The sequence below is a fragment of the Nocardioides zhouii genome, from assembly GCF_004137345.1.
Lineage (GTDB): Bacteria > Actinomycetota > Actinomycetes > Propionibacteriales > Nocardioidaceae > Nocardioides > Nocardioides zhouii.
Map to the genome: position 1 here is coordinate 80,806 of NZ_SDWV01000017.1, position 26,418 is coordinate 107,223.

23 protein-coding genes are annotated in these 26,418 nt (G+C 71.5%); 16 read left to right on the top strand and 7 right to left on the bottom strand.

The genetic code is table 11. The features are described 5' to 3' along the window. Window positions 1-31: 31 nt before the first annotated feature. Complete coding sequence (gene lpdA, locus EUA94_RS15865) at window positions 32-1,408, bottom strand: dihydrolipoyl dehydrogenase (RefSeq protein ID WP_242494919.1); 1,377 nt, start codon at window positions 1,406-1,408, stop codon at window positions 32-34. Window positions 1,409-1,551: 143 nt separating this feature from the next. Here lpdA and EUA94_RS15870 point away from each other — a divergent pair, with 143 nt between their 5' ends. Further along, window positions 1,552-1,911: a hypothetical protein gene (locus EUA94_RS15870; protein WP_129427863.1), complete on the top strand. Its 360-nt coding sequence runs from the start codon at window positions 1,552-1,554 to the stop codon at window positions 1,909-1,911. 12 nt (window positions 1,912-1,923) lie between these two features. Here the strand turns inward: EUA94_RS15870 and EUA94_RS15875 are convergent, their stop codons facing one another. Next, window positions 1,924-3,429: a leucyl aminopeptidase gene (locus tag EUA94_RS15875; RefSeq protein WP_129427864.1), complete on the bottom strand. Its 1,506-nt coding sequence runs from the start codon at window positions 3,427-3,429 to the stop codon at window positions 1,924-1,926. 65 nt (window positions 3,430-3,494) lie between these two features. On the opposite strand from EUA94_RS15875, the gene gcvT reads away from it, so the two are divergent. The 10 genes from gcvT (at window position 3,495) to EUA94_RS15925 (ending at window position 11,467) form a co-directional block, all read left to right on the top strand. After that, window positions 3,495-4,604: a glycine cleavage system aminomethyltransferase GcvT gene (gcvT, locus tag EUA94_RS15880; RefSeq protein WP_129427865.1), complete on the top strand. Its 1,110-nt coding sequence runs from the start codon at window positions 3,495-3,497 to the stop codon at window positions 4,602-4,604. A 1-nt stretch (window position 4,605) separates the two neighbouring features. Beyond that, the gene (locus EUA94_RS15885; protein ID WP_207210577.1) at window positions 4,606-4,857 is read left to right on the top strand and encodes a hypothetical protein; all 252 of its coding nucleotides are present in this window, start codon (window positions 4,606-4,608) and stop codon (window positions 4,855-4,857) included. Window positions 4,858-4,939: 82 nt separating this feature from the next. Beyond that, window positions 4,940-5,797, top strand: a complete 858-nt coding sequence (locus EUA94_RS15890) for a hypothetical protein (protein WP_129427866.1) — start codon at window positions 4,940-4,942, stop codon at window positions 5,795-5,797. 24 nt (window positions 5,798-5,821) lie between these two features. Next, entirely contained in the window at window positions 5,822-6,607 is a 786-nt protein-coding gene (locus EUA94_RS15895) for a class I SAM-dependent methyltransferase (protein WP_129427867.1), read from the top strand. Between the two features lie 21 nt (window positions 6,608-6,628). After that, entirely contained in the window at window positions 6,629-7,423 is a 795-nt protein-coding gene (locus tag EUA94_RS15900; protein WP_129427868.1) for a thymidylate synthase, read from the top strand. A gap of 9 nt (window positions 7,424-7,432) precedes the next feature. Then, window positions 7,433-7,933, top strand: a complete 501-nt coding sequence (locus EUA94_RS15905) for a dihydrofolate reductase (RefSeq protein WP_129427869.1) — start codon at window positions 7,433-7,435, stop codon at window positions 7,931-7,933. Beyond that, on the top strand, window positions 7,930-8,277 hold the full coding sequence (locus EUA94_RS15910; protein WP_129427870.1) for a GntR family transcriptional regulator: 348 nt from the start codon (window positions 7,930-7,932) through the stop codon (window positions 8,275-8,277). The genes EUA94_RS15905 and EUA94_RS15910 overlap by 4 nt, the downstream gene beginning before the upstream one ends. Window positions 8,278-8,340: 63 nt before the next feature. Further along, window positions 8,341-9,123 carry a phosphotransferase enzyme family protein gene (locus tag EUA94_RS15915; protein ID WP_165356929.1) on the top strand — a complete coding sequence of 261 codons (783 nt, stop codon included), beginning with the start codon at window positions 8,341-8,343 and terminating at the stop codon, window positions 9,121-9,123. Between the two features lie 69 nt (window positions 9,124-9,192). Further along, complete coding sequence (locus EUA94_RS15920; protein ID WP_242494920.1) at window positions 9,193-9,600, top strand: NUDIX hydrolase; 408 nt, start codon at window positions 9,193-9,195, stop codon at window positions 9,598-9,600. 100 nt (window positions 9,601-9,700) lie between these two features. Then, a complete protein-coding gene (locus EUA94_RS15925; RefSeq protein WP_129427873.1) occupies window positions 9,701-11,467 on the top strand; it encodes a M12 family metallo-peptidase in 1,767 nt (588 codons plus the stop codon). Here the strand turns inward: EUA94_RS15925 and EUA94_RS15930 are convergent. Together EUA94_RS15930 and EUA94_RS15935 are read right to left on the bottom strand one after the other, a co-directional pair. Continuing rightward, window positions 11,464-12,270 (bottom strand): nucleotidyltransferase domain-containing protein, encoded by an 807-nt coding sequence (locus EUA94_RS15930; RefSeq protein WP_129427874.1) that lies wholly within the window; start codon window positions 12,268-12,270, stop codon window positions 11,464-11,466. The genes EUA94_RS15925 and EUA94_RS15930 overlap by 4 nt on opposite strands. After that, a complete protein-coding gene (locus EUA94_RS15935) occupies window positions 12,267-12,599 on the bottom strand; it encodes a TfoX/Sxy family protein (protein ID WP_129427875.1) in 333 nt (110 codons plus the stop codon). Before EUA94_RS15935 ends, EUA94_RS15930 begins: the two co-directional genes overlap by 4 nt. A gap of 84 nt (window positions 12,600-12,683) precedes the next feature. Between EUA94_RS15935 and dapA the strand changes: the two genes are divergently transcribed. The 3 genes from dapA (at window position 12,684) to EUA94_RS15950 (ending at window position 17,160) form a co-directional block, all read left to right on the top strand. After that, on the top strand, window positions 12,684-13,574 hold the full coding sequence (dapA, locus tag EUA94_RS15940) for a 4-hydroxy-tetrahydrodipicolinate synthase (RefSeq protein ID WP_129427876.1): 891 nt from the start codon (window positions 12,684-12,686) through the stop codon (window positions 13,572-13,574). A 39-nt stretch (window positions 13,575-13,613) separates the two neighbouring features. Next, window positions 13,614-15,299: a ribonuclease J gene (locus EUA94_RS15945; protein WP_129427877.1), complete on the top strand. Its 1,686-nt coding sequence runs from the start codon at window positions 13,614-13,616 to the stop codon at window positions 15,297-15,299. A gap of 79 nt (window positions 15,300-15,378) precedes the next feature. Beyond that, on the top strand, window positions 15,379-17,160 hold the full coding sequence (locus EUA94_RS15950) for a GAF domain-containing sensor histidine kinase (RefSeq protein ID WP_129427878.1): 1,782 nt from the start codon (window positions 15,379-15,381) through the stop codon (window positions 17,158-17,160). Window positions 17,161-17,241: 81 nt separating this feature from the next. Here EUA94_RS15950 and EUA94_RS15955 read toward each other — a convergent pair whose 3' ends face one another. Continuing rightward, complete coding sequence (locus EUA94_RS15955) at window positions 17,242-20,988, bottom strand: S8 family serine peptidase (protein WP_165356930.1); 3,747 nt, start codon at window positions 20,986-20,988, stop codon at window positions 17,242-17,244. A gap of 176 nt (window positions 20,989-21,164) precedes the next feature. Between EUA94_RS15955 and EUA94_RS15960 the strand changes: the two genes are divergently transcribed. Together EUA94_RS15960 and EUA94_RS15965 are read left to right on the top strand one after the other, a co-directional pair. Then, window positions 21,165-23,792 carry an FtsK/SpoIIIE family DNA translocase gene (locus tag EUA94_RS15960; protein ID WP_207210578.1) on the top strand — a complete coding sequence of 876 codons (2,628 nt, stop codon included), beginning with the start codon at window positions 21,165-21,167 and terminating at the stop codon, window positions 23,790-23,792. Further along, window positions 23,792-25,426 carry a helix-turn-helix domain-containing protein gene (locus tag EUA94_RS15965; RefSeq protein WP_129427881.1) on the top strand — a complete coding sequence of 545 codons (1,635 nt, stop codon included), beginning with the start codon at window positions 23,792-23,794 and terminating at the stop codon, window positions 25,424-25,426. Before EUA94_RS15960 ends, EUA94_RS15965 begins: the two co-directional genes overlap by 1 nt. 107 nt (window positions 25,427-25,533) lie before the next feature. Here the strand turns inward: EUA94_RS15965 and EUA94_RS15970 are convergent, their stop codons facing one another. Next, window positions 25,534-25,734, bottom strand: coding sequence for a hypothetical protein (locus tag EUA94_RS15970; RefSeq protein ID WP_129427882.1), 201 nt, complete (start codon window positions 25,732-25,734; stop codon window positions 25,534-25,536). 104 nt (window positions 25,735-25,838) lie between these two features. Continuing rightward, window positions 25,839-26,261: a GNAT family N-acetyltransferase gene (locus EUA94_RS15975; RefSeq protein WP_129427883.1), complete on the bottom strand. Its 423-nt coding sequence runs from the start codon at window positions 26,259-26,261 to the stop codon at window positions 25,839-25,841. Window positions 26,262-26,418 lie beyond the last annotated feature (157 nt).

A 26,418-nucleotide genomic window follows, 5' to 3' on the forward strand; every position in this document is an offset into this window, starting at 1 on the left:
CTCGCGTGTTGTGGTGGGGGAGACTGGGAAATCAGGAGTGGGCGTGGAGCGGCTTGCCGGCGAGGGCCAGGTGGGCCTCGCCGAGGGCCTCGTTCTGTGTGGGGTGCGCGTGCACGAGCGGCGCGACGTCGTCGGCGTGCGCCTCCCAGTTGTAGATCAGCTGCGCTTCGCCGATGAGCTCGCCGACCCGGTCTCCCACCATGTGGACGCCGAGCACCGGGCCGTCGACCAGCCCGACGAGCTTGACGAAGCCCTGCGTCTGCAGGATCTGGCTCTTGCCGTTGCCGCCGAGGTCGTACGTCACCGTGGTGACCGCGTCGCCGTGCAGCTCGCGCGCCCGGGCCTCGTCGAGGCCGACCGAGGCCACCTCGGGGTGGGAGTACGTCACCCGCGGGATGCCGGCCTCGTCGACCGGACGCGGGTCGAGGCCGGCGATGTCCTCGGCCACGAAGATGCCCTGCTGGAAGCCGCGGTGGGCCAGCTGCAGGCCCGGCACGATGTCGCCGACGGCGTAGACGCCCTCGACGTTGGTGCGGCACCGCTCGTCCGTGAGCACGAAGCCGCGCTCCATCGCGACGCCCTGCTCGGCATAGCCGAGGCCGTCGGTGGAGGGGCCGCGCCCGACCGCGACGAGCAGCAGCTCGGCCTCGATCACGTCGCCGCCCTCGACCGTCACGGCGACACCGGTGTCGGTCGTCTTGACGCTCTGGAAGGGGGTGCCGGTGAGGAAGTTGATCTTCCGCTTGCGGAACGCCCGCTCGAGCGCCTTGGACGACGCCTCGTCCTCGGCGGCGACGAGCCGCGGGAGGGCCTCGATGATCGTGACGTCGGCGCCGAAGGACTTCCAGACGCTGGCGAACTCGCAGCCGATGACGCCGCCGCCCAGCACGATCGCGGAGGCCGGGACGCGGTCGAGGCGCAGCGCGTGGTCGGACGTGATGACCCGCGTGCCGTCGACCTCGAGGCCGGGCAGCGTACGGCTGTAGGAGCCGGAGGCGAGCACGACGTGGGTGCCGGTGTGCTCGGTGCCGTCGACGGTGACCGTCCGCGGGCCGGTGAGCGTGCCGGTGCCCTGGATGACGGTGATGCCGCGCGACTTGATCAGGCCGGTGAGGCCCTTGAAGAGCCGGTCGACGACCTTGTCCTTGTAGGCGTTGACGCCCGGCATGTCGATGCCGTCGAAGGTCGCGGAGACGCCGAACTGCGCGGCCTCGCGGGCCGAGTCGGCGACCTCGGCGGCGTGGAGCAGCGCCTTGGTCGGGATGCATCCCACGTGGAGGCAGGTGCCGCCCAGGTTGCCCTTCTCGACTAGCCCGACCTTCAGGCCCAGCTGGGCCGCGCGCAGGGCGCAGGCATAACCGCCCGACCCTGCCCCGAGGACGAGGACGTCGAACTCAGCGTCCGCCACAGACTTTCCTCCACACGCTCGATCGTTGAGCACTCTTCTGCTCATCCTTGCACTTCTTGCGAGGCTGTCCACACCGGGTCGCGGTCGACTCGTCGGGCGCGTTCGGTGGTCGCGGTGAGGGTCGTCCCGGCACAATGTGCGCCATGGGCATGTTCGACCGATTCCGGCGCAAGGGCCGCACCAGCCGTCCGGCGCGGGACGCCGCACGCACCGGCTCCACGACCGTCCGCGCGTCCGACGGTGAGGACGTACGGCACCTCGAGAAGTTCGTGACGACCCGCCAGGGGGTCGAGGGATTCGTCGAGCCGCGCACCGCGGTCAGCGACGTCACCCTCCTGCTCGTCGCCCACGACGGGGAGTGGACGCGGCGGCGCGTGCCGAGCGTCAAGTGGGCGCACGACTTCGCCAACCGCCACCGCGTGCCGTCGTACGACGCCGCCGTGGTCGGTGTGCCGCAGCGGATGCGCGACTTCAACGCGCGCAAGAAGGCGCAAGGGATCTAGCGCAGGCCGGGGTCAGCCCTCGGCGAGCGCCCGGGCGAACGCCACCAGCGTGGTGACGCCGAAGCCGGTGGCACCGCTCGGTACGTGGCCGTACGGGCCGCCGAGGTTCATCTCCTTGCCGGCGATGTCGAGGTGCGCCCAGGGCAGGCCGCCGGTGAACTCGCGCAGGAACGCCGACGCGTAGAGCCCGCCGCCCCACCGCACCCAGTCGTGCTGGAGCAGGTCGGCGACCTTGGAGCCGGCGATCCGCTCCGACATCTCCTCGGGGATCGGCATCCGCCAGTGCTGCTCGCCGGCGGCGACGCCAGCCGCGAGGATCGCGGGCACCTGGTCGTCGGTGCCCATCACGGCACCGACCTTGTCGCCGAGCGCGAGCTGCATGTGGCCCGTGAGGGTGGCGATGTCGATGACGACGTCGGGCTTCTCGTCCACGGCCAGGGACAGTGCGTCGCCGAGGAGCATCCGGCCCTCGGCGTCGGTGTTGGCGATCTCGACGGTGCGGCCGTTGTGCATCGTGATGACGTCGCCGGGACGCGTCGCCGTGGCCGAGACCATGTTCTCCGCCATCGGCGCGAACGTCGTCACCTTGATCGGCAGGCCGAGGCGCGCGATGGCGAGCGTGGCAGCGACGACGCTGGCCGCGCCGGCCATGTCGCCCTTCATGTTGACCATGCTCGACGACGGCTTGATGGTGAGGCCGCCGGAGTCGAATGTGACGCCCTTGCCGACCAGTGCGAGGTGCGCGACGGCGCCCTTCGGCGCCCAGGTCAGCTTCGCCAGCCGCGACGGCGACTCGGAGGAGTTGCCGACGCTGAGGATGCCGCCGCAACCCATCTCGGCGAGCTGCTCGTGGTCGAAGACCTCGAGCTTGACCTTGGGGGCGCCACGGCCCTTGGTGGTCGCCTTGTGCGCGGCCGTCACGAGGTCGGCGAGCAGCGGGGGAGTGCAGTCGCGCGGCGGCATGTTGACCCAGTCGCGGGTCAGGGCAACGGCGTCGGCGAGGATCTCCGCGCGCTCGAGCGCCTCGACGGCCTCGCTGCGCCGGGCGATGCCGGTGAGCACGACGACGTCACTCGGCTCGGTGGTCTCGCCCTTCTTCGACTTGTACGCGGTGAAGGTGTAGCCGCCGAGCCGGTGGCCCTCGACGACCGCGGCGATGAGCTCGGGCGTCTCGCTCGGCAGGGCCAGGGCGACCGAGGCCGCGTTGGGCACGCTGCGAGCGGCGACGCCCGCGGCACGGCGTACGGCGATGGGGTCGGTGGGGTCCTCGCCGAGGCCCACGAAGACCAGGAGCGGGGCGTTGACCTCGTCGCGGGTGGGCGCCTTGACCGACTCGCCCGCCTTGCCGGTGACGCCCATCGTCGAGAGGAAGGGGCGCAGGCGGCGGCCGTACGCCTTGCTGACGTCCTCGGCCGCGTCGCAGAGGCGGGGGCCCTTCTCGCCCGCGACGACGCCCACGACGACGGCGTCGGCTCGGGTCTTGGCGGGGCTGGCGCTGCGGAGCGAGTACGTGGTCACCCGCGCATGTTAGGGGAGGGAGCAGGCACGACGGGTCGTCGGAGCGCTGCGGTAGGTTGCGCGACATGGCCGGAACGCTCAAGCAGTCGCCCCTCCACGACCGCCACGAGGCCCTCGGCGCGAAGTTCGCCGAGTTCGGTGGCTGGTCGATGCCGCTCGAGTACGCGACCGGTGTCGTCAAGGAGCACACCGCGGTCCGCGAGGCCGTCGGCATCTTCGACGTGAGCCACCTCGGCAAGGCGATGGTGTCGGGTCCCGGGGCCGTCGACTTCGTCAACGCGACGCTCTCCAACGACCTCGCCAAGATCCAGCCCGGCAAGGCTCAGTACACCCTCTGCCTCGACGAGTCGGGCGGCATCGTCGACGACCTCATCGCCTACTGGCACGACGACCAGCACGTGCTGCTCATCCCCAACGCGGCCAACACGGCCGAGGTGGTCCGCCGCCTGCAGGCCGAGGCGCCGGACGGCGTCAAGGTCGTCGACCACCACGACGACTACGCCGTGCTCGCGGTCCAGGGCACCCGCTCCGACGAGGTGCTCGACGCCGTCGGCCTGCCGACCGGCCACGACTACATGTCGTTCGTCGAGGCCGAGCTGCACGACACCGGTGTCGGGGTCGTGGTGTGCCGCACCGGCTACACCGGCGAGCGCGGCTACGAGCTGGTCGTCGTCAACGACGCGGCCGGCGACCTCTGGGACGCGCTCATGGCGGCCGGAGCCGAGCACGGCATCACCGCCTGCGGCCTGGGCGCGCGCGACACGCTCCGCACCGAGATGGGCTACCCGCTCCACGGCCAGGACATCAGCCTCGACACCAACCCGGTCGAGGCCGGGCTGTCCTGGGCCGTCGGCTGGAAGAAGGACGCCTTCTGGGGTCGCGACGCGGTCCTCCGGGTCAAGGAAGAGGGGCCGACGCGGCGCCTGCGCGGCCTCGTTGCCGTCGGCCGCGGCATCCCGCGTCCCGGCATGGGCGTGACGCTCACCCACGACGTACGCCTCGCCGACATCACGTCCGGGACGTTCTCCCCGACCCTCAAGAAGGGCATCGGCCTCGCGCTGATCCCGACGATGGTCGCGGAGTACGCGCAGGTCGGCGTCGACGTCCGTGGTCGCCGCGAGATCTTCCAGCTCGTCAAGCCGCCCTTCGTCGACCCGTCGGTCCGGGAGGCCTGACGTGCTCCCCGGGCAGCCGCCGACCTTCCGACAGCCCTCCGCCTCGGACCGGCCGTGGTGGTGGCGGATGGAGGACGCCTCGGGTGAGGTGGTCGAGGTGCCTGACCACGACGACCAGCGGTTCACCAACCAGGGCGACGCCGAGTCGTGGGTCGGCGAGATCTGGGCCGAGCTCGCCGAGCACGGCGTGGCGGCGGTGACCCTGTTCGAGCACGAGCGGCAGGTCTACGGACCGATGTCGCTCAGCGCCTGAGCCCCGGTCCCGGGCCGAGGCCATCCGGCGGCCGCCGCCGCTCCGAAGGACTGGTCGAGAGGCGGCGCTGAGGAGGGTGGGCATGACGGACGGGTCGGACTTCGCGCGCTACGTCGACGCCCGCTGGCCCGACCTGGTCGGCGGCCTCGAGGACGACGGCGTGCCACCCGACGACGCCCGGCTGGCCGTGGCGACGACCCTGCTCGCGAGTCGCCGGTCGTGGAGTCGACGGCTGCGCGAGGAGAACGTCGACGTCGCCCTCTGGGCCGAGGTGCGGGAGCGCGCCGGGCTGCCGCACCTGCCCGGCGACATGCCACCGCACGGCGTACGTCCCTTCGATCCGCAGGACCCGCCGGACGCCTGGTTCGCCCGTGCGGAGGCGCTGCGAGGTGCGCGTCGGCGTCGGGGCCTGGTGCGTGGCGCGGCTGCGACGCTGGTGGTCGCGGTGCTCGCGACCGGTTGGCAGTGGTGGGCCTCCCGGCCGCCTGAGGCCGAGGTGCGCGTGGAGGCCAACACGCTGCCCGTCGTCTGGTACGCCAAGGGCGAGCTCCACCTCGAGGACGTGGTCGTGGCGCTCCCGGGGATCGAGGAGTTCGTCGCCTCAGGGTCCGGGGTCGTCGCCCGGCTGCGCTCGGGCGCGGTCGTGCAGGTGGCCGCCGACGGCGAGGTGACGGATGGCGCGTCCGGAGACGCGCTCGACGACCTGCCGGAGGCGCCGGAGTTCATCGCCTTCACCCAGTACGACGTCGTGGTCCAGGCCGTCCGCGTCCCGGGTGGCGGCTGGGCCTACCTGCTCGACTCGTCGCGTCGCGACAGCGCGCAGGACGCCATCCGCCAGTCCGAGTCGGGCCGCCGGGCCCTGGTGATCTGTGCCGGCGAGCGGACCTGCAGCGACCCCCGGACGATCACCGAGTCCGACGGGTCGATCCGGCTCGGCTGACGCCGCGTCGTAGGGTCGCGCCTCGTGGCTGAGGCTTTGTGGACGGGTGTGGCTCGGGCGTACGCGCAGAGCTTCGCGGGCCTGTGTGCCGGAGCGGCCCCGGCGCTGATGGACGGGCTGCCGCGGCACGGACGCCTGCTCGACGTCGGGTGCGGCACCGGGAACCTGGTCCGGCTCGCGCGGAGCGCGGGCATCGACGCGATCGGGGTCGAGCCCGACCCCGAGATGGCCGCACTGGCCGGCGCGGTGCTCGGATCGAGCGAGGACGTCGTGGTCGCCGGCCTGCCGGACCTGCCGTGGGCCGACGACGGCTTCGCGGTGGTGATCGCCGCCTTCGTGCTCAACCACGTCGACCACCCACGCGACGCGGCGCGCGAGCTGGCCCGGGTCGCTGCGCCCGGCGGTCACGTACGAGCGACGATCTGGGGACGTACGCCGCCCCCGCAGGCGGTCATGTGGAGCGGCCTGCTCGACGAGGTCGACGCGGTCCGTCCGCCGGTGCCGCGGCTGCCGGCCGACCGTGACTTCGACCGGTCGCCCGACGGGCTGGCCGACCTCCTCAGCGAGGCCGGGCTCGCCGTGACCGCGGCCGACACCCTCGCGTGGCAGTGGCGGGTCGCGCCCGACGACCTGTGGGCGGGGCTCACCTCGATCGGCAACTTCGCCGTCCTGTGGCGGGCCCAGTCCCGGGACGTGCAGATCCGCCTGCGGGAGGCGTACGACGCGGTGCGGGGGCCGTGGCGCGACGGGGAGGACTTCGTCTTCGACGTGGAGTGCGTGTCGGTCGAGGCACGCGTGCCTCGGTCCTAGGACAGGTCGTAGAGTCGCCCTGTGCGCGCCTACCTCGACCTGCTCCAGCGGATCCTCGACGAGGGCGTCGAGAAGACGGACCGCACCGGCACCGGCACGCTGAGCGTCTTCGGCCACCAGATGCGCTTCGACCTCGCCGAGGGCTTCCCCCTCGTCACCACGAAGAAGGTCCACACGCGGTCGGTCTTCGGCGAGCTCCTGTGGTTCCTGCGCGGCGACACCAACGTGAAGTGGCTGCAGGACCGGGGCATCTCGATCTGGGACGAGTGGGCCGACGAGAACGGCGACCTTGGGCCGGTCTACGGCTACCAGTGGCGCTCGTGGCCGACGCCCGACGGCCGCCACGTCGACCAGGTCGCGCGCCTGGTCGAGGGCATCCGTTCCAACCCCGACTCGCGCCGCCACATCGTCTCGGCGTGGAACGTCGCCGACGTCGACGACATGGCGCTGCCGCCATGCCACACGCTCTTCCAGTTCTACGTCGCCGACGGCCGGCTCTCGTGCCAGCTCTACCAGCGCTCGGCCGACACCTTCCTCGGCGTGCCGTTCAACATCGCGTCGTACGCCCTGCTGACCCACATGGTCGCGCAGGTGACCGGCCTCGAGGTCGGCGAGTTCGTGCACACGATGGGGGACGCCCACCTCTACCTCAACCACGTCGACCAGGCCAGGCTCCAGCTCTCGCGGGACCCGCGACCGCTGCCCCGGCTCGTGCTCAACACCGCCATCACCGAGCTCGACGGCTTCGACCTCGAGGACATAGCGGTCGAGGGCTACGACCCGCACCCGGGCATCAAGGCGCCCATTGCTGTCTGAGGTGACCGGATGACGGACCTGCGTCCCGACCAGAGGGTGGTCCTCGTCGCCGCCCATGCCCGCAACCGGGTGATCGGCAACGGGCCCGACATCCCGTGGCGGCTCCCCGGCGAGCAGGCGCAGTTCAAGGAGCTGACCTGGGGGCACACGTTGCTCATGGGTCGCACCACGTTCGAGTCGATCGGTCGGCCCCTGCCCGGACGGACGACGATCGTGCTCACCCGGCACACGGGGTGGACCCACGACGGCGTGCTCGTGGCGCACACCGTCGACGAGGCGCTCGACCTCGCCGCGGACCAGCCCGGCGACGTGATGGTGGCCGGCGGTGGCGAGGTGTACGCCGCGCTGCTGCCGTACGCGACCCACCAGGTGCTGACCGAGGTCGACCTCGAGCCCGAGGGCGACGTGCACTACCCGCAGTTCCCCGCCGAGGACTGGGTGGAGACCGCTCGCGAGACCTTCGACGGCTACGACCGGGTCTGGCTCGAGCGGATGGACCCGGCCGCGTGAACCTCACCCTCGACCCCGCGTCGGGCGTGCCGCCCTACGAGCAGGTGCGCGAGTCGATCCGCGCGCAGGTCGGGTCCGGCGCGCTGGCGCCGGGGTTCCGGCTGCCGCCCGTGCGCTCCCTCGCTGCCGATCTCGACCTCGCGCCCAACACCGTTGCGCGGGCCTACAAGGAGCTCGAGGCGCTCGGCGTCGTCGAGACCCGTGGCCGCGCCGGGACGTTCGTCGCCGGCCGGGGCGTCGGTCAGTCGCTGCGCGCGGCCGCGTCGGCGTACGCCACCACGGCGCGCTCCCTCGGTGTCCCTGACGACGAGGCGCTCGAGGCCGTACGCCGCGCGCTGGGGTAGGCGTTTCCGCGCGTCTCCGTAATCCCGTTGATCGTCGGCGGTCGAGACTGCAGGCTGCTCGGCGTGGATGACACGACGTGGGACGCGGTCGACCGGGCCGTGGCGGCCAACGAGCTGCACCGTCCCGTCGTGGTGGGACCCGAGGTCGTGACGCGGCCGGCGGGGGAGCACACGGCGACGGTGCACGACTACCTCCGCCACCTCCGGGCGAAGGGCCTGGACTGTGTGCCCGAGCCGCTGGGAGTCGTGGACGGCGTCGAGCACCTGGGCTTCATCGACGGGGAGGACGGCGGCCAGGGCTGGTACCACCAGCACACCGACCAGGGGCTCGAGTCCGCCGCGCGGCTGCTGAGGCGCATCCACGACGCGGGATCCGACTGGGACCCGCCCGCCGACGCCGTCTGGGGCGCACCCGCCGAGTGGGGCGGCGACGTCGTGTTCTGCCACGGCGACCCCGGTCCCTGGAACTTCATCTGGCACGACAACGAGGCCGTCGCGCTCATCGACTGGGACTACCTCCACCCCGCACCGCGCCTGAGCGACGTGGCGTACGCCCTGCGCTGGTTCGCGCCGCTGCGCTCCGACGAGCACGCCCTCGAGTGGCACCACTTCCCGGTCGTGCCGGACCGTGCCGCGCGGGTCCGCACGTTCGTCGCGGCGTACGGAGACCTGCCGCCCTTCGACGTCGCAGACACGGTCATCGAGCGGATCCGGACGGTGATCGCGCTCGTCGCCGATCTCGCCGAGCGCGGGGTCGAGCCGCAACGGACCTGGGTGGCGGACGGGGCGAACGAGCGCGAGCTCGAGGAGATCGCGTGGATCGAGGCGCACCGCTCGGTGCTGTGAGCCGGCGGAGGCGAGCGAGTACCCTCGAGCTGTCTCGGGCGCTCGCCCCGACTGATGTCAGGAGCGGTGGTGGCGACGGCTGACCGGCACATCGTCGTCGCGGCGGTCGCCCTGGTGCGCGACGGGTGCGTACTGACGGTGCGCAAGCGCGGCACGGAGCGGTTCATGCTGGTGGGCGGCAAGATCGAGCCGGGGGAATCGCCGCTCGAGGCCGCGCTGCGCGAGACGTACGAAGAGGTCGGTCTCCGGATCGAGACCGCCACGCTGCTCGGGGACTTCCACTCGGAGGCCGCCAACGAGCCGGGCCACACGCTCCACTCGACGGTCTTCACCATCGAGTCCGATGCGGTGCCGGTCGCGGCTGCGGAGATCGCGGAGGTCCGCTGGACGCCTCTGCGCGGACACCCCGACGACCTCGCTCCGATGCTCGAGCACCACGTGCTTCTCGTTCTGGTTGAAGCCTTTACCAACCGCTGACTTCGCGGTTACCGGGCGTGTCCATGATGTGGACAAACCCTCGGTATCAATGGTCCTGTCCGCTCGGGACCACTGATACCAACGCAAAGGTCGCACCCTCGTGCCCGTCCGGTCGTCCCACCTCGCCCTTGTCGCGCGCGCAGCCGCCACCGCGGTCATCGCCGCCGCGCTGACCACGACTGCGCCCGCCGCTACCGCGACGGCCGGCACGTCTGGGCTGCTCGACCTCGTGTGCGCACAGCAGCTCCTCCCGGAGCCGACCCGCCTGGCCAGCGCACTCGAGCACGGGGTCAGTGCACTGCTCGTACGCCTCCGGAACGACCTCACCGTCGACGAGCTCGCCCACCTCGCCGCCGATGACACCACCTGGCTCGACGAGTGCGGCTCGGTCTTCGTCACCGACCATGCCACCCCGCAGGACCAGCAGGTGACCGCCGAGGCGCTCCCGGCCGAGAGCGTGCCCTCCGACGTCTTCGCCCTCGCGTCGCGCCCGGGCTCGACACGGACGATCTACCTCGACTTCGACGGTGCCACCTACTCCGGCACGCGCTGGAAGGACGGCGCCGAGATCGTGTCGCCGGCGTACTCCATCGACGCCGACCGCACCACGTTCAGTGCGACGGAGCGGGCCCAGATCTACCTGGCCTGGCGCACCGTCGCCGAGGACTACGCCCCCTTCGACGTCAACGTCACCACGCAGCGCCCCGACCCCTCGGCCCTGTCGCGCACCGCCAGCACCGACCAGACGTACGGCATCCCGGTGGTCGTCACGCCCACCAACTCCGTCGGCTCGGGCTGCGGGTGCGGTGGCATCTCCTACCTCGGCATCTTCGGCACGGTGAACGCCACCGACTACCAGCCGGCCTGGATCTTCACCGCGGGGTCGGGCACCGGCGGCTACGACGTCGGCCAGATCATCAGCCACGAGGTCGGCCACACGTTCGGCCTGAGCCACGACGGCACGAACCAGGCCTCCTACTACGCCGGCGCCAAGGGCTGGGCGCCGATCATGGGCTCGTCCTACGGCAAGCGAGCCTCGCACTGGTCGAGCGGGGAGTACGCCGCCGCCAACAACACCGAGGACGACACGGCCGTCATCGCCCGCACGGCCCCCGTCCTCGTCGACGACCACGGCAACGGCGCAGTCGGCGCCACCCGCCTCACCGCCGGCACGACGGCGACCGGCACCATCACGACCCGGACCGACGCCGACGCGTTCACCTTCAGTGCGAACGGCCGCACCGCCCTCTCCGTCGCGGGTCCCGCCGGTCTGTCGAACCTCGACGTCCGGCTGACGATCCTCAACCAGGTCGGCGCGACTGTCGCCACGATCGACCCGACGGCCGACGTCGCCGACGACGCGGCCATGTCGGCGACCTGGTCGGTCGACCTGCCGACCACCGCAGCGACGTACGTCGCGGTGGTCGACGGCACCGGGTTCGGCGCGCCGACCGAGGCCGGCCGCTACAGCGACTACGGGTCCCTCGGCGCGTACGCCGTGACCCTGGCGACCGGCGGCAGCACTGCCACCCCTCCGCCGTTCACGACGCCGACCACCACGACCACGACGACCAGCACGACCACCACCCCGACGCACACGACGTCGGCACCGTCGATCGCCTTCGTCACCACCCGGCTACCGGCAGCGCGCGCCGGATCGAGGTACCGCGCCACCATCCGCTTCAGCGGCCCCGTGTCCGAGGCGCGCGTCGACTGGCGACTGCCGCGAGGCCTGCGGTGGGCCGTCGTCGGCGACCGCGTGGTGATCCGCGGCCGGGTCCGGAGGTCGTCGGCCGGCCGTTTTGCGACGGTGCTGTCGGGCGACGGCGACTCGGTCCGCCGGGTGTTCCGCCTCGTCGTCCGCTAGCCGCCCCCGGGCGACGCGAACAGGTCGAGCTCGTCACCCCAGCCGGCGATCATGTCGGTGGTGCGGGTGTGCCCGCGCTGCTCGTCGTACGCCGCGCAGGCGGAGCGCACTCGCAGGAAGGTGTCGCGCACTGCGGTGATGTCGCCGTCGAGGGAACGCTGGACCAGACCGAGCAGCTCGTCGGTCGGCCAGCCGTCGACGGGGTGCGTGCGGAGCTCCCAGGGCAGGTACTTGTTGTAGGGCCGGACCCGGCCGACGATCGCGAAGACCACGTCGAGCAGCCACGGCACTGACTCCGCCGCGTCGAGCCTGGCCTCCAGAGCACGGCCGTCGCGGTCGTTCGTGAGCGCGCGGTAGGCGAAGTTGATCCAGCCGTCGAGCCGGTCGCGGTCGATCAGCACGGCGTCGGCCTCCTCAGGCGACAGCTCGGCCTGGCGTCGCACGGCGGCCGCGAGCTCACCGCCGGTGCGGTCGAGCAGCACCGGAGCCCAGGCGTAGGACCAGCGGTACCACCAGTGCTCAGACCCGAAGGGCGCGAGGGTGAGCAGGTCGGTCCACGAGTCGACGATCTCGTCGACCTCGGGGGAGTGGACCGTCGATCGGAGCGCCGCGGCCGCGTCGGTCAGCACCACCATCACGTCGAGGTCGGAGTGCTCCGTGGCGCAGTTCCGCCCCGCGGACCCGCTCAGCACGAGGCCCAGGAGGTCATCGCCGTGATCGGCCAGGTTGCGGTCGGCGAGCGCGACCAGGGCGGCACGCTGCGCGGGCGTCAGCCACGCAGGGAGCACGAGGTCCGGCGTCACTTCGGTGGAAGGGTGCGTACGAAGGTCGCGCCGCGGTCCACCCATACCTGAAGCTGCTGGTCCCCGGCGAGCGCGTCCTGGGAGACGAGGAGCCACCCGGCCATCGGGCGCCCACGCATCTCCATCGGCTGCACCGACTCGCCGTCGACCCACTCATCGCCGTCGGCCGGGTCGGCACGGACCATCAACGCCCCGGAGCTGCCGGCGGCGACGGCCATGTGGCCGTCGAGCATGAAGCCGAGGCCGCCGAACATCTTCTTCGACGTCCAGCCCGCCTCCCCGTCGACCAGGTCGTGGATCCGCTGCGCCAGCACTTCGTCGTACGCCATGGCGCGACGGTAGACCAGCGCTCCGACATCGGCCTGCGGCTCGTCGCTGACGGCTCCGCGCGCGAGGGGCGTTAACCTTCCTTCATGAGCTCCGACGCACCGTTCGGCCGCCTCCTCACGGCGATGGCCACCGCGTTCCACGAGGACGGCAGTGTCGACCTCGACGCCACCGCGGCCATCGCGGTCCACCTCGTCGACCACGGCAACGACGGCGTCGTCGTCAGCGGCACGACGGGGGAGAGCCCCACGACGTCCGTCGCCGAGGACGGCGAGATCCTGCGCGCGGTCCAGGACGCGGTCGGCGACCGCGCGAGCGTCATCGCGGGCGTCGGCACCAACGCCACGGCCCACTCGGTCGAGCTGGCCCGGCAGGCGGAGAAGGTCGGCGTGGACGGAGTCCTGCTCGTCACGCCCTACTACAACAAGCCCGGCCAGGTCGGCCTGCGCCACCACTTCGCCACCGTGGCCGAGGCCACGGACCTGCCCGTGATGCTGTACGACGTGCCGGCGCGCAGCGCCAGCCTCATCGAGCTCGAGACCTACGAGGCGATGCGCCGCTACGACCACGTCGTCTCGGTCAAGGAGGCCTCCGGCCTCCTGGCCCGCACCGCACAGCTCGTCGACCTGGGGTACTCCGTCTACTCCGGCGACGACGTCAACACGCTCGGCTACCTCGCATACGGCGGCGTCGGGCTCGTCTCGGTCGTCGCCCACGCCGCCGGCCCGCAGCTGGCGTCGATGGTCGCCGCGTGGGTCAGGGGCGACCACGCCGAGGCGCTGCGGATCCACACCTCGCTGATCCCGGCCTTCGACGCCGTCATGGGCGTCCCCAACTACGGAGCCACCACCGCCAAGGCAGCCCTCGAGCTGCTCGGCGTGCTCGACAACCGCCGCGTCCGCGGCCCACTGGTCGCCCTCGACGACGACGAGGTCTCGGCGCTGCGCGCCGGGCTCGCCGCCGCCGGCCTCCTGTGACCTCCCAGACACCTCATCACTGACAACTGAAGGATTCCCTTGAGCCACCCGCACCCTGACCTGAGCCCGCCCGCCCCTCTCCCGGCCGGAGGCCTCCGGGTCATCCCGCTCGGCGGGCTGGGCGAGGTCGGTCGCAACATGACCGTCTTCGAGTACGACGGCCGCCTGCTGATCGTCGACTGCGGCGTCCTGTTCCCCGAGGACCACCACCCCGGCGTCGACCTGATCCTCCCCGACTTCGACCCGATCCGCGGCCGCCTCGACGCCGTCGAGGCGCTCGTGCTGACCCACGGTCACGAGGACCACATCGGCGCGACGCCGTACCTCCTCCGCGAGCGCGGCGACATCCCGCTCGTCGGGTCCAAGCTGACCCTGGCGCTGCTCGGCTCCAAGCTGCGCGAGCACCGGCTCAAGGAGACCGCGCAGTACGAGGTCGCCGAGGGCCAGACGATCACCTTCGGGCCGTTCGTGCTCGAGTTCGTCGCGGTCAACCACTCGATCCCCGACGCGCTCGCGGTGGTCATCCGCACCGGCGCCGGCGTCGTGCTCCACACCGGCGACTTCAAGATGGACCAGCTCCCGCTCGACGGCCGGATCACCGACCTCAACGAGTTCGCGCGCCTCGGCGACGAGGGTGTCGACCTGTTCCTCACCGACTCCACCAACGCCGAGGTCCCCGGCTTCACGACGTCCGAGAAGGACATCGCGCCGGTGCTCGACCGCGTGTTCGCCAAGAGCGAGCAGCGGATCATCGTGGCCTGCTTCGCCTCCCACGTGCACCGCGTCCAGCAGGTGCTCGACGCCGCGGTCGCGCACGGCCGCAAGGTCGGCTACGTCGGCCGGTCGATGGTGCGCAACATGGCGATCGCCCAGGACCTCGGCTACCTGACCGTCCCGCCGGGCGTCATGGTCGAGGCCAAGGAGCTCGCCGACCTCCCGCCCCACAAGCAGGTCCTGATCTCGACCGGCTCGCAGGGTGAGCCGCTGGCGGCGCTGAGCCGGATGTCGCAGAGCAACCACCACTTCGTGAGCCTCGAGCCGGGCGACACCGTCGTCCTCGCCAGCTCGCTGATCCCGGGCAACGAGAACGCGGTCTACCGCGTGATCAACGGCCTCTCGCGCCTGGGCGCCAACGTCGTGCACAAGGGCAACTCGCTCGTCCACGTCTCCGGCCACGCCAGCGCCGGTGAGCTCCTCTACTGCTACAACATCGTCAAGCCGCGCAACGTGATGCCGGTGCACGGCGAGATCCGCCACATGCGCGCCAACGCCGACCTGGCCCGCGCGACCGGCGTCGAGAACGTGGTCCTGGCCGAGGACGGCGTGGTGGTCGACCTGATCGACGGTGTCGCCCGGATCGTCGGCAAGGTGGACGTCGGCTACGTGTTCGTCGACGGCACCACGATCGGCGACATCAGCGAGGCCTCGATGAAGGACCGCCGGATCCTCGGCGAGGAGGGCTTCCTCTCCGTGATCGTGGTCGTCGACTCGGTGACCGGCAAGGTCGTGTCCGGTCCGGAGATCCACGCGCGCGGCTTCGCGGAGGACGAGACGACCTTCGACGAGATCAAGCAGCCGATCATCGACGCGATCGCCGCGGCCGTGCAGGAGGGCACCACCGACTCGCTGCAGCTCCAGCAGACCGTACGCCGCGTGGTGGGCCGCTGGGTCAACCGCGCGCACCGTCGCCGTCCGATGATCATTCCTGTGGTGATCGAGGCCTGAGCCGGGGCCGCTGGTCCTAGAATCCAGCGGGGACCGGGAGCAGACGCTCTCGGTGGGCAGATGTGGTGGGGAGGTGGAGATGCCGCGCAATCACGGCGCGCTGAGCCGGCTGGCTGAGCTGATGCGACGCGTCAACTCCTCCACCGACACCGAGGTGATCCTCGAGGAGATCGCGCACGGTGTCGTCGACGTCCTCGGCTACGGCGTGGCGGCGATCGCCCGACTCGAGGGCGACACCCTGGTGATGACCAACGTCGCCGGCCCCCCCGAGGTGGTCGCCCAGATCCTGCACCGCCGTACGCCCGCCGAGCAGATCCTCGACGAGTTCCGCGAGGCCGACAGGTGGGGCATCCTCCGCTTCGTCCCGGCCGGCCGGATGTCGGAGGAGCGGCTGCGAGCGGCGTGGATCCCCGAGGTGCCGCTGAGTGACGACCCCGAGGCCTGGCACCCCGAGCACGCGCTCTACGCACCGCTCTACTCCGCCGGCGGCGAGCTCCTCGGCAACATGGCGGTGGACCTGCCGCCCGACTCCCGCGTGCCCAATCTGGAGGACCGCGAGCTGCTCGAGATGTTCGCCGTGCAGGCGGGGGTGGCGCTGTCCAACGCGCGCGAGCGCGAGCGGTTGACCGACCGGCTGCGCCTCGACCGGATGCTCACCGCCGTCGCGGGCGCCGGCACGCAGCACGGCCTCACCAAGGCACTCACCAAGGCGGTCGCCGCCGTGGCGGAGGCGTTCGGCACCGTCCAGACGGTCGTCCGTACGTTCCCCTCCGACGCCCAGGGCAACCAGGTCGGCATCGCGACGCCACTGGCGTTCACCCCGGCCGACGACGTGCCCGAGATCCGCACCGACCTCAGCGAGCTCGACGACCTGCCCATGCTGATCGAGCTCGGCGTCGCCGACCCCGAGTCGGCCAGGCTGCCGCGCAGCGCCCCGCGGATGCAGAGGCTGATGCGGGGGATGCGCGTCGAGCGCGCCCTCGTGTGCCCGCTCATCTCGCAGGACGAGCTCGTCGGCTACCTCGTGCTCGGCTTCGCCCGCAACGCCCGGCCGCTCACGACGGCCGAGGCGGACGCGGTGCTCGAGGTGGGCCGCCTGCTCGCGCAGACCGTCCGCGCCTCCCGCGTCCTGGAGACCGAACAGCGCCTGGTGCAGGAGCTCCGCGAGCTGGCCCGCTACCGCAGCGAGCTGATCGCCACGATCTCCCACGAGCTCAAGACGCCGCTGACCGCGATCCTCGGCCACGCCGAGCTCATCGCCGACCGGCACCCCGACCTCACCTCGATCGACGCGATCATCCGCAACGCCCAGCGGCTCAACAACCTCGTCGCCAACCTGCTCCACTACTCCCGGATCCAAGGCCGTCGCGAGACCGTACGTCGTGCCGTCGACCTGGCCGAGCTGTGCGAGGCCAGCGTCGACCTGCTCGGCATCCGCGCCAAGCAGGCCGGTGTCGGGCTGCGGTTCACCTCCGTCGGCATCGCGCCGGTCGTCGTCTGCGGTGACCCCGAGGAGCTCGCGCGGGTGATCGACAACATGGTCGACAACGCCGTGAAGTACACCCCCGAGGACGGCTCGGTCGAGGTCGCGATGACGGTGAGCGACGACGAGGTCAGCGTCGACGTGACCGACACCGGTCTCGGCATCTCCGCCACCGACCAGGCGCACGTCTTCTCCGCCTTCCACCGCTCCACCAACCCCAACGCGCTGTCCGTGCCCGGCACCGGCCTGGGCCTGCCGATCGCCCAGCGGATCGCCGAGTCGCACGGCGGCACGCTGTCGGTCACCTCGGAGCTGGGCCGGGGGAGCACCTTCCGGTTCACCCTGCCGCTCCGCTCCGCGCGCGACGCGTCCGCCTGACCCAAGGCGAAGGCCCCGGCGGATCACTCCGCCGGGGCCTTCGCTGTTGCTGGTGGTGCTGGGTTCAGCCGATCACTCGGGTCAGCGTACGACCCGGAAGGTCAGCCGGTCCCGACTGCGCACCACGGTGCTCGAGCCCTGGTAGCGAGCGACGAGCTTGTGCTTGCCGACGGCCAGGTCCTTCTTCACCTTGATGACGATCCGGCCGCCGGACAGGGCCTTGGCCCCGACCTTCTTGCCGTCGATGCGGACCACGACGCGACCCGTCGGGGTCGTGCCCGTGGCCGTCACCTTGACGACCACCTTGAAGTTCTCGCGGAAGGCGGGCTTCCGCGGCTTCACCTTGCCGGCCGTCACCGAGGCCACCGCGGGCGCCGGGGTCGGCGTCGGGGTGGGGGTCGCGATCGGGCTCGGCGTGGTCGTCGGCGTGGTCGTCGGCGTGGTCGTCGGCGTCTCCGTCGGCGTCTCCGTCGGCGGGGTCGTCGGCGGGGCCGGCGTGTCCTTCAGCGTGACGACCTGCGCCTTCTGGCCCACCTCGTTGTGCAGGTGGACCATCATCAGGCCCTGACCACCGTCGGCCGCATAGCTGGCTGCGTTGCGGCTCACGGTGAGCTCGGCGCCGTCCTGGTCGAGGACCAGCGGACCGTCACCATCGGCGTCGGTGACGCTGATGCCGGGGGCGAAGAGGTCCGCGGACAGCGACACGACACCCGTGGCGGGGTCGATGCCGACGGCGTCGACGTAGTCCGCGCTGTAGGCCGTGTAGCTGACGATGCCGTAGTTGACGCGCGGGTTCGACGGGTCGATGCCGAAGTCACCCAGGACGTCGAGCCACACCGGCATGATGAGGGTGTCGCTGTCGAAGGCCGCAGTGTCGAGGCTTCCGGACCGGCCGTTCAGCAGCTCGGTGTCGATCGGCTCGCTCGTGTCGGCGAGGTCGTACAGGTCCACCACGAGCACGTCCTCGTCCGGGAGCCGCGAGTTGACGGCCACCAGGTCGGGCGCCTTGTCACCGTTGACGTCGATGTAGAGGTCGAACTCGATCTTCGACGCCGGCGTGCTCCACGGGCCGTGGGCGTTGACGGCGAAGTACGCCATCGAGTCCTCGACGTCCTCGTAGATCGGGTAGTCCGACGTGACGCCCACGTGGGCGATGTCGGCGTTCCGCTCCTCGGCGAGGTGGAGGCACCCCGACGTCACGGTCAGGGAGCACATCGGCTCCTGCCCGTCGACCGCGGTCAGCTCCAAGCCGGCAGCGATGGAGAGAATGTCGTTCGCCGGGTCGGAGTCGGCCGTGCCGTTGGCGAGGTCGTCGCCGGTCAGCGTGAGCTCGGCGGACTGCTCGTCACCGAACGGCATGGTGAGCTCCGAGGCCTGCGACATCTCCGAGGCGGGCCGGGGAGCGGCGTACACCGGGACGCGCAGCGCGACGCCGGAGTCCGGGGTCAGCACGACCCGACCGCTGGCCGAGGAGAGCACCTCGCGCGGGATGTTGTAGGCGACCGCCATGCGACCCGAGGTCGGGTCGGCGGTCTTGGTCAGGTCGTCACGACCGGTGACGGTGAACGTCACCTCCACCTCGGCGGACTCCCCGGCGGGGACCGTCACCGAAGCAGGCGTCACGGTGTACGACGCACCCGGGATGCTGGTGGCGGCGTCGTACGACGTGGCGTAGGTCGCCGCGCTGCTGCCGGTGTTCTGGACCTTGATGGTCTTGGTGAGCGACACGGGGCCGGTCACCTCGATGGCACCGAACGAGACGCTCACGGCGCCGGGGTCGTCGGTGACGTAGGCGAGCACCTGGTTGACGAGTGCTGCGTCGGCCTGGATGCGACCGGCGCCCACGCGGTTCGGGGCGTACTTCGCACCGGTGTGGTTGTCGCCCACGAACAGGTCCTGGCCGGCGGTGTTCATGATGTCGGCCTTGACCATCTCAGCCGTCCAGGTCGGACGCAGGCCCTTCACGAGGGCAGCCAGGCCGGCGACCATCGGGGCAGCCATGGAGGTGCCGCTGAGGTCCTCACCGCGGGTGCCGGTGCCGACGCCCGTGGAGTAGACGCTGGTGCCCACTGCGGACACGTCCGGCTTGAGGGTGCCGGCTCCGTGGCCGCCGCGCGACGACGAGGAGTTCACCTTGTCGACGTTCTCCGGGAAGTTCTGCACCACGGTGTCCTCGGACGTGCCGTTGACGGTGACGGTGCCGCCGCCCTGCAGGGCCGCGCGGATCGCGTCGCCCCCGCTCTTCACGATGAGCACGCCGGGGATGTCGGTGTCGCCGTTGATGCCGGCGTCGAACGACTCGTCGCTGTTGTGGAAGATGAAGCCCGTGGCCAGTGCGTCACGGAGGTTCTTGCCCCGCGCGATCGAGCCGCACTCGAGGGCCGACTGCGTCCACTTGACGATCGCGACCTTGCCGCTGACGATCGCCGCCTGGGCGGGGGTCAGCGGGTCGCACGCGGTGAACGTGTCGTCGACCTCGACGACGGTGCCCGTCAGGTCGGGCTTGGTCGCCCAGTCGTAGAGCACGGAGCGGGTCTGGCCGAAGGTCTGGGGAGCACCACCGTTGATGGTCACCGAGACGCCGTCGATGATCGCCCGGGCGTCGACGGTGTTGGCGACCGTGATGGCGCGGACCGACGAGCCGGGGGAGCCGCTGACGTCCTGGACGTCACCGGAGTTGCCGGCGGAGATGGCCATCACGACGCCGGCCTCGGAGGCGGCGTCGGACATGATCGCGTCGCCGTCGAAGGGCGAGCCGAAGTCCGAGCCCAGCGACATGTTGACGACGTCGACGTGGTCGGACGGGTCACCGTCGCCGTTGGGGTCGACCGCGCGGTCGATGGCCTCGGCGACGACGTTGGTCGAGCCCTCGCAGCCGAAGACCTTGAGTCCGATGAGCGTGGCCTCCGGCGCCATGCCGGGACCGATCTTCATCGTGTCGAACGGCGTGGACGCGTTGTACGCCCCGGTGTACGTGGTGCCGTCGGCGTTCTCGCCGTACCCGGCGGCCGAGCCGCCGACGTGGGAGCCGTGACCCTCGCAGTCGAGCGGGTTCGGGTCCGGGTTCGGGGTGTCGAGCGCGGCGTCGTCGGCGTTGTAGTCGTTACCGACGAAGTCGAAGCCGCCGGCTACCTTCGTGGTCGGGAAGTAGTCCGACTTGAGCTTGTTGTGGTCCGCGAACTTCAGCTCCTTGTTGTACGCCGCGACCGTGCCCGGACCACCGAAGTTGGCGTGCGTGTAGTCGAGGCCGGTGTCGATGATGGCGATCGTCGTGCCCTCGCCGGTCTCGCTGTTCGCGGACCAGGCAGCCGGAACGCCCTGGAGCTGGACGGCCGACGCGTTCGCGCGGGTCTTGTTGGAGACCGGGTAGACGGCGGCGACGCCGCTGAGCTCCTCGAGCGCTGCCTGCGGCGCGGACGTCACGACGCCCACGGCCGGAAGGGCGGCGTGCGTGCGGTAGAGCACCTTCGCGTCCGACGGGAGCTGGCCGATGACCCGCTCCTGCGAGGCCCGCACCCTGCCGAGCTGCTCACGCGCGGCAGCCTTGGCGGCCGTGCCCTTGCCGCCTGCGCGGGTGAACGCCGCGGTGGTGCCGCGGGCGGTCAGGGTGACCAGGTAGGCCTGGCGGCCGGACGCTGCGCGCTCGGCGAGGCGCTGCGTGGTCGCGTCACCGGACGTACGCGCGAGGGTCTGCGGCCCTGCGTTGAGGCCGGCGGGTCGCGGTGCTGCGGTCGACGGCGAGGCGCCGAGAGTGGCCGAGGCGGCCAGCGCCGCGGCAGTGACGGCGACGGCCGCCGCCCGCCACGGGCTTCGAGGGTGCTCTGACAAGATTTCCTCCATCAAGGAACGGATGAGTCGAGCAACAATAAGGAGATCCAGGTCACTCGCAGGGCATCTTCCGTCTTTCTTGTCCCGTGTTGTTCCGGGCGTGGGAGCCGGGTTCGTCGGAGACACGCACCCGTGTGATCCCTGTGGCTGGTGTGACTTGGCCGTAGGGTCACAGCATGGCGACCCGTACGTCTTCCCCGCCGGGGTCGCGGAGCTCGAGCACGTCCAAGCGCACCACCAAGGGTTCGAGCACCCGATCACGGAGTACCAGCAAGCCCCCCGCCCCTCGTGCGAGCTCGACGAGGGCCCGGAGCGGCTCCAGCGCGTCCAAGCGACGTCCCGCGGCCCGACCGGCTCCCCGAGCCGTGCGCAACGGCCCGGGTCCGGTCGCGCGGACCTTCGGCGCCCTCGGACGGGGGATCGCCGCCGTCTGGCTGGGCATCGCCCACGCCGTCGGTGCGGTCGCGCGGTCGATCGGGCAGTCGGCGCGGGACCTCGACCCCGAGCACCGTCGCGACGGTGCGGGCCTCTTCCTCCTCGGGCTCGCGACGGTCGCCGCCGCGGCCGTGTGGTGGCAGCTGCCCGGTGGCGTCATGGACGTCGCCCGCTCGATCACCTCCGGCGCCGTCGGCAAGGTCGGCTGGTTCGTTCCGCTGTTCCTCGTCTACGCCGGGTGGCGCACGATGCGCGACCCCGAGCGCAACGGGCCTGCCGGCCGCCAGGTCATCGGCTGGGTCGCCTTCGCGCTGGGCCTGCTCGGCATCGTGCACATCGCCAACGGCAACCCGCAGCCCGTCCTCGGTGACGCCACCAACCTCCAGGAGGCCGGGGGAGCGGTCGGCTACGTCACGTCGAGCCTGCTCCTCGACCTCATGCAGACGTCGTACGTCGTCGTGCCGCTGCTGGCCCTGCTGGCGACCTTCGGCGTCCTCATCATCACCGCGACGCCCGTCTACCAGATCCCGGTCAAGCTGGCCGCGCTCCGCGACAAGGCCCTCGGCCGGACGGCGCCGGACCCCGACGCCGAGGCCGCGGCCGACGACACCACGCGCCCGGTGCGTACGCGCCGCCGCTCGATGCTGGACGACGAGATCGATCCCGACCTCGGCGACCCGGCGTACGACAGCCCGGTGCTGTCCGACCGCGAGCTCAAGAAGCGCCGCAAGAAGGGCGACGCGGAGCCCGGCCAGGACTACGGCATCGACCTGTTCGCCGACGCACCGACCGAGGTCGCCCCGGCCGTCCCCCTGGACGCCGTGGCCGACACCGGCCCGGTCGAGCCGCCGCCGCACACGCCGCTCCCGCAGCGCGTGGAGCAGCTCGCCCTGTCCGGCGACATCACCTACTCCCTGCCCGACAACTCCTCGCTCAAGCCCGGTTCGGTGCACAAGGCCCGGTCCAAGGCGAGCGACGCGGTCGTCGAGCGGCTGATGCAGGTGATGGAGGAGTTCAGCATCGACGCAGCCGTCACCGGCTACACCCGCGGCCCGACCGTCACCCGCTACGAGGTCGAGCTCGGGCCGGCGGTGAAGGTGGAGAAGGTCACGGCGCTGTCGAAGAACATCGCGTACGCCGTGGCGTCCGCCGACGTCCGCATCCTCAGCCCGATCCCCGGCAAGTCCGCGATCGGCATCGAGATCCCCAACATCGACAAGGAGATCGTCTCCCTCGGGGACGTCCTGCGGTCCAACATGGCCCGCTCGGACCACCACCCGATGGTGGCCGGGCTCGGCAAGGACGTCGAGGGCGGCTTCGTCGTCGCCAACCTGGCGAAGATGCCCCACCTGCTCGTCGCCGGTGCCACGGGATCCGGAAAGTCGTCGTTCATCAACTCGATGATCACCTCGATCCTGATGCGCTCGACGCCCGACGAGGTCCGGATGATCATGATCGACCCCAAGCGGGTCGAGCTGAACGCCTACGAGGGCGTGCCGCACCTGATCACGCCGATCATCACGAACCCCAAGAAGGCCGCCGAGGCCCTGGCATGGGTCGTGCGCGAGATGGACATGCGCTACGACGACCTGGCCAACTTCGGCTTCCGTCACCTCGACGACTTCAACAAGGCGGTGCGGGCCGGCAAGGTCGAGGTCCCGCCCGGCAGCGAGCGGGTGCTCACGCCGTACCCCTACCTGCTCGTCATCGTCGACGAGCTCGCCGACCTGATGATGGTCGCCCCGCGCGACGTCGAGGACGCGATCGTCCGCATCACCCAGCTCGCGCGTGCAGCCGGCATCCACCTGGTCCTCGCGACGCAGCGGCCGTCGGTCGACGTGGTGACGGGCCTGATCAAGGCCAACGTGCCGTCGCGACTGGCGTTCGCCACCTCGAGCGTCACCGACAGCCGCGTCATCCTCGACCAGCCCGGCGCGGAGAAGCTGGTCGGCCAGGGTGACGGCCTGTTCCTGCCGATGGGTTCCAGCAAGCCCGCCCGTATCCAGGGAGCGTGGGTCACCGAGGCCGAGATCGCCACGGTGGTCAAGCACTGCAAGGACCAGCTCGAGCCGACGTACATCGACGACGTCACGGCCCCGCAGGCGGCCAAGCGCGACATCGACGACGACATCGGCGACGACATGGACCTCGTGGTCCAGGCCATCGAGCTCGTGGTCTCCACCCAGTTCGGCTCGACCTCGATGCTGCAGCGCAAGCTGCGCGTCGGCTTCGCGAAGGCCGGACGCCTGATGGACATCATGGAGAGCCGCGGAGTGGTCGGCCCCAGCGAAGGATCCAAGGCTCGCGACGTGCTCGTGAAGCCCGATGAGCTTGATTCCGTGATCGCCACGTTGGAGGGGGGAGCCTGATGGGCGCCATGCTGAACGAGACCGAGGGCCAGATCGGGTCCGACAGCCCGCACGAGAGCGACGACGTCCTGTCGGTCGCTCCCGACGGCATCGAGGTACGCCGTCATGCCGGCGTCGCCGCAGGGGTCGGGCTGACCGCCTCGGCGGTCGCCATCGCCTACCTCGGCCGCGCCACGCAGAGCGGCTCGGCCCTCGACTGGGTGTTCGTGGTCGCGATGGGCCTGCTCGGTGCCTACTGGCTCGCCAGCCTCGTCGACGCGCGTACGCCGCTGCTGGTCGCCGACTCCCAGGGCATCCGGATCCGCCTCGGTCGCGCCTGGCGCGGGCTGCCGTGGACGGCCGTCCACCACGTCGAGCACACGCCCCGCCGCGGCCCGCTCCGCGACGGACGCCTCGTCGTGGTGCCCCACAACCTCGAGCTGATCGAGGCCGAGCTCACCGGCGCCGGCAAGCGCCACACCACGATCTCCCGGATGCTGCACGGCGCGCCGTTCGCGGTGCCGCTCGGCCTGTCGACCCGCGTCGTCGGCGCGGGGGAGGACCTCACGCTCGCCCTGGGCCGGGTGGCGCGCGACGCCAGCCAGGTCGTGCTGATCGAGCCGGACGACCTCATCGAGGCGGGCGAGGTCGATGTCGACACGTCCGAGCCCGTGGTCGAGGACACTCTCATTGCCAGCCCGACGCCCGCGGCCCTGCGCGAGACCGGAGCGGGTCGTCGCTCGGAGGTCCGGCGCGACTTCGTCGAGACCTCGCAGCCGGTCGAGCCCGCACCCGAGGGTCGGGAGATGCACCGTCCCGGCCGCGTCAGCATGGTCGAGGAGACCCAGTCGTGGGGCGACCGCGTCCGCGCCATTGCCCGACCCGGTGAGCCGGTCGAGCCGCTCGTGCTCGACGACTTCGAGGTGGAGCCCGCCGAGGACCCGGTCATCGGACCCGAGCTCGCCGCGGCCCGCACCCGCCTCGGCCTGACCGTCGACCAACTCGCCGACCGCACCCGCATCCGTCCGCACGTCATCGAGGCCGTCGAGGTCGACGACTTCGAGCCCTGCGGCGGCGACTTCTACGCCCGCGGCCACCTGCGCACCCTCGCCCGGGTGCTCGGCGTCGATGTCGCGCCACTGCTGTCGTCGTACGACGAGCGCTACGCCCACGCCCCGATCAACCCGCGTCGGGTTTTCGAGGCCGAGCTGGCCACCGGTTCCCACGGCTCGATCCGCGGCACCCGCGGCGGTCCCAACTGGTCCGTGCTGGTCGCCGTGGTCATGGCGCTCGTGCTGTGCTGGTCGATCGCCCGCCTGGTGATGGACACCCCGCCCGAGCTCCGCGGCTCGAACCCGGTGCTCAATGGCTCCGGTGGGCCGCAGGGAGCGGGCAACGCTCCGGTCGCCGACCCGGTGTCCGTCGTGATCACCGCTGCGGCCACGGGTGGCGCACGGGTCGTCGTCCGCGACGCCTCGGGCGAGGAGGTCTTCAAGGGGGACCTGGCCGTGGGCCAGTCCCGCGAGCTGAAGGCGTCGCCGCCGATCCGCGTCATGTCGACCGACGGTGCCGTCACCGCCTCCCTCGCGGGTGGCGAGCCGCGCACCGTCGGCGAGGCCGGCGTTGCTGGCCAAGGCACCTTCGTCGTCGACTGACACCGGCGTGATCGACCCGGCGGAGGAGCGGCTCGCCGTGCCGTTCTACCGGACGATGATGTGGCCGAACCCGGTCCCGCGGAGCAGTCATCCGGTTCGCGCTGTCGCTACCAGCCGCCGCCGCGCGCGCCTCTGTTGAACCGGCGCTGAGCGTCACGCTGTTCGTGTGCCTCCAGGCTGCGCTGTCCGTCGGTGCCCGGAGGTTCGCCGATGGTCGTGCGGACGTCACTGACCACCAGGACGAGATAGGCGACGGCGACGGCACCCACGACGAGAACGGCCGTGACGGTCAGGATGATGTCCAGCATGATGGGGCTCCCCTCTCATCACCTGCGCCCAGGCGGTGTCTGGTCGAGCGTAGTGCGACAGAGCCGACTTCGGCAGACCTGCGCGTTCAGCCGAGGTCAGCGCGTCAGAGCTGCTTGCGCAGGTGCACGTCGTCGCGGCCCGGGGTCGGGACGGACTCCCAGCGGAAGATCTCCTCGTAGCCCAGGCGCTCGTAGAACTCCGGCGCCTGGAACGTGAAGGACGTGACGAACACGTGCGTACAGCCTCGAGCCACCGCTTCGCGCTCGAACGCTGTCAGCAGGCTCGCGCCGACGCCCGTGCCGCGCTGGTCCTCGCGCACCCACGTCAACCCGATGCCGGCCGCCTGACCCCAGGTCCAGCCGGAGACGCCCGCGATCAGATCGTCGTCCTGCTCGATCCGGACCGTGAGCTCTTCGGCGGCTGCGACGTCGGGCGTCGCGGCCGCATTGAACCGGTTCAGCTCTTCGGTCAGGCGCTGGTCGAGAGCCGCGTCTGCCTTGCCAAGGGTTGTCCGTGCGTCGCCCACGGGACGAGCGTATCGGCGCACCCGGACGTGCCTGTGACCCCGCCGATCGTGGTTGTGGCGGGGTGTGGAGCCGGTTCAATGTCGTTCGGGTGGCTCGGGTTCGTCGATCCGGGTGGTGCCGGTCCGGTCGCGTCGGTAGCGGTGGCCGTGGGGGCTC

Coding starts and splice junctions, on each gene's coding strand:
- EUA94_RS15870 (WP_129427863.1), top strand. CDS start 1,552: ATGGGCATGTTCGACCGATTCCGGCGCAAGGGCCGCACCAGCCGTCCG.
- gcvT (WP_129427865.1), top strand. CDS start 3,495: ATGGCCGGAACGCTCAAGCAGTCGCCCCTCCACGACCGCCACGAGGCC.
- EUA94_RS15890 (WP_129427866.1), top strand. CDS start 4,940: ATGACGGACGGGTCGGACTTCGCGCGCTACGTCGACGCCCGCTGGCCC.
- EUA94_RS15905 (WP_129427869.1), top strand. CDS start 7,433: ATGACGGACCTGCGTCCCGACCAGAGGGTGGTCCTCGTCGCCGCCCAT.
- EUA94_RS15935 (WP_129427875.1), bottom strand. CDS start 12,599: ATGGCGTACGACGAAGTGCTGGCGCAGCGGATCCACGACCTGGTCGAC.
- dapA (WP_129427876.1), top strand. CDS start 12,684: ATGAGCTCCGACGCACCGTTCGGCCGCCTCCTCACGGCGATGGCCACC.
- EUA94_RS15950 (WP_129427878.1), top strand. CDS start 15,379: ATGCCGCGCAATCACGGCGCGCTGAGCCGGCTGGCTGAGCTGATGCGA.
- EUA94_RS15960 (WP_207210578.1), top strand. CDS start 21,165: ATGGCGACCCGTACGTCTTCCCCGCCGGGGTCGCGGAGCTCGAGCACG.
- EUA94_RS15965 (WP_129427881.1), top strand. CDS start 23,792: ATGGGCGCCATGCTGAACGAGACCGAGGGCCAGATCGGGTCCGACAGC.
- EUA94_RS15970 (WP_129427882.1), bottom strand. CDS start 25,734: ATGCTGGACATCATCCTGACCGTCACGGCCGTTCTCGTCGTGGGTGCC.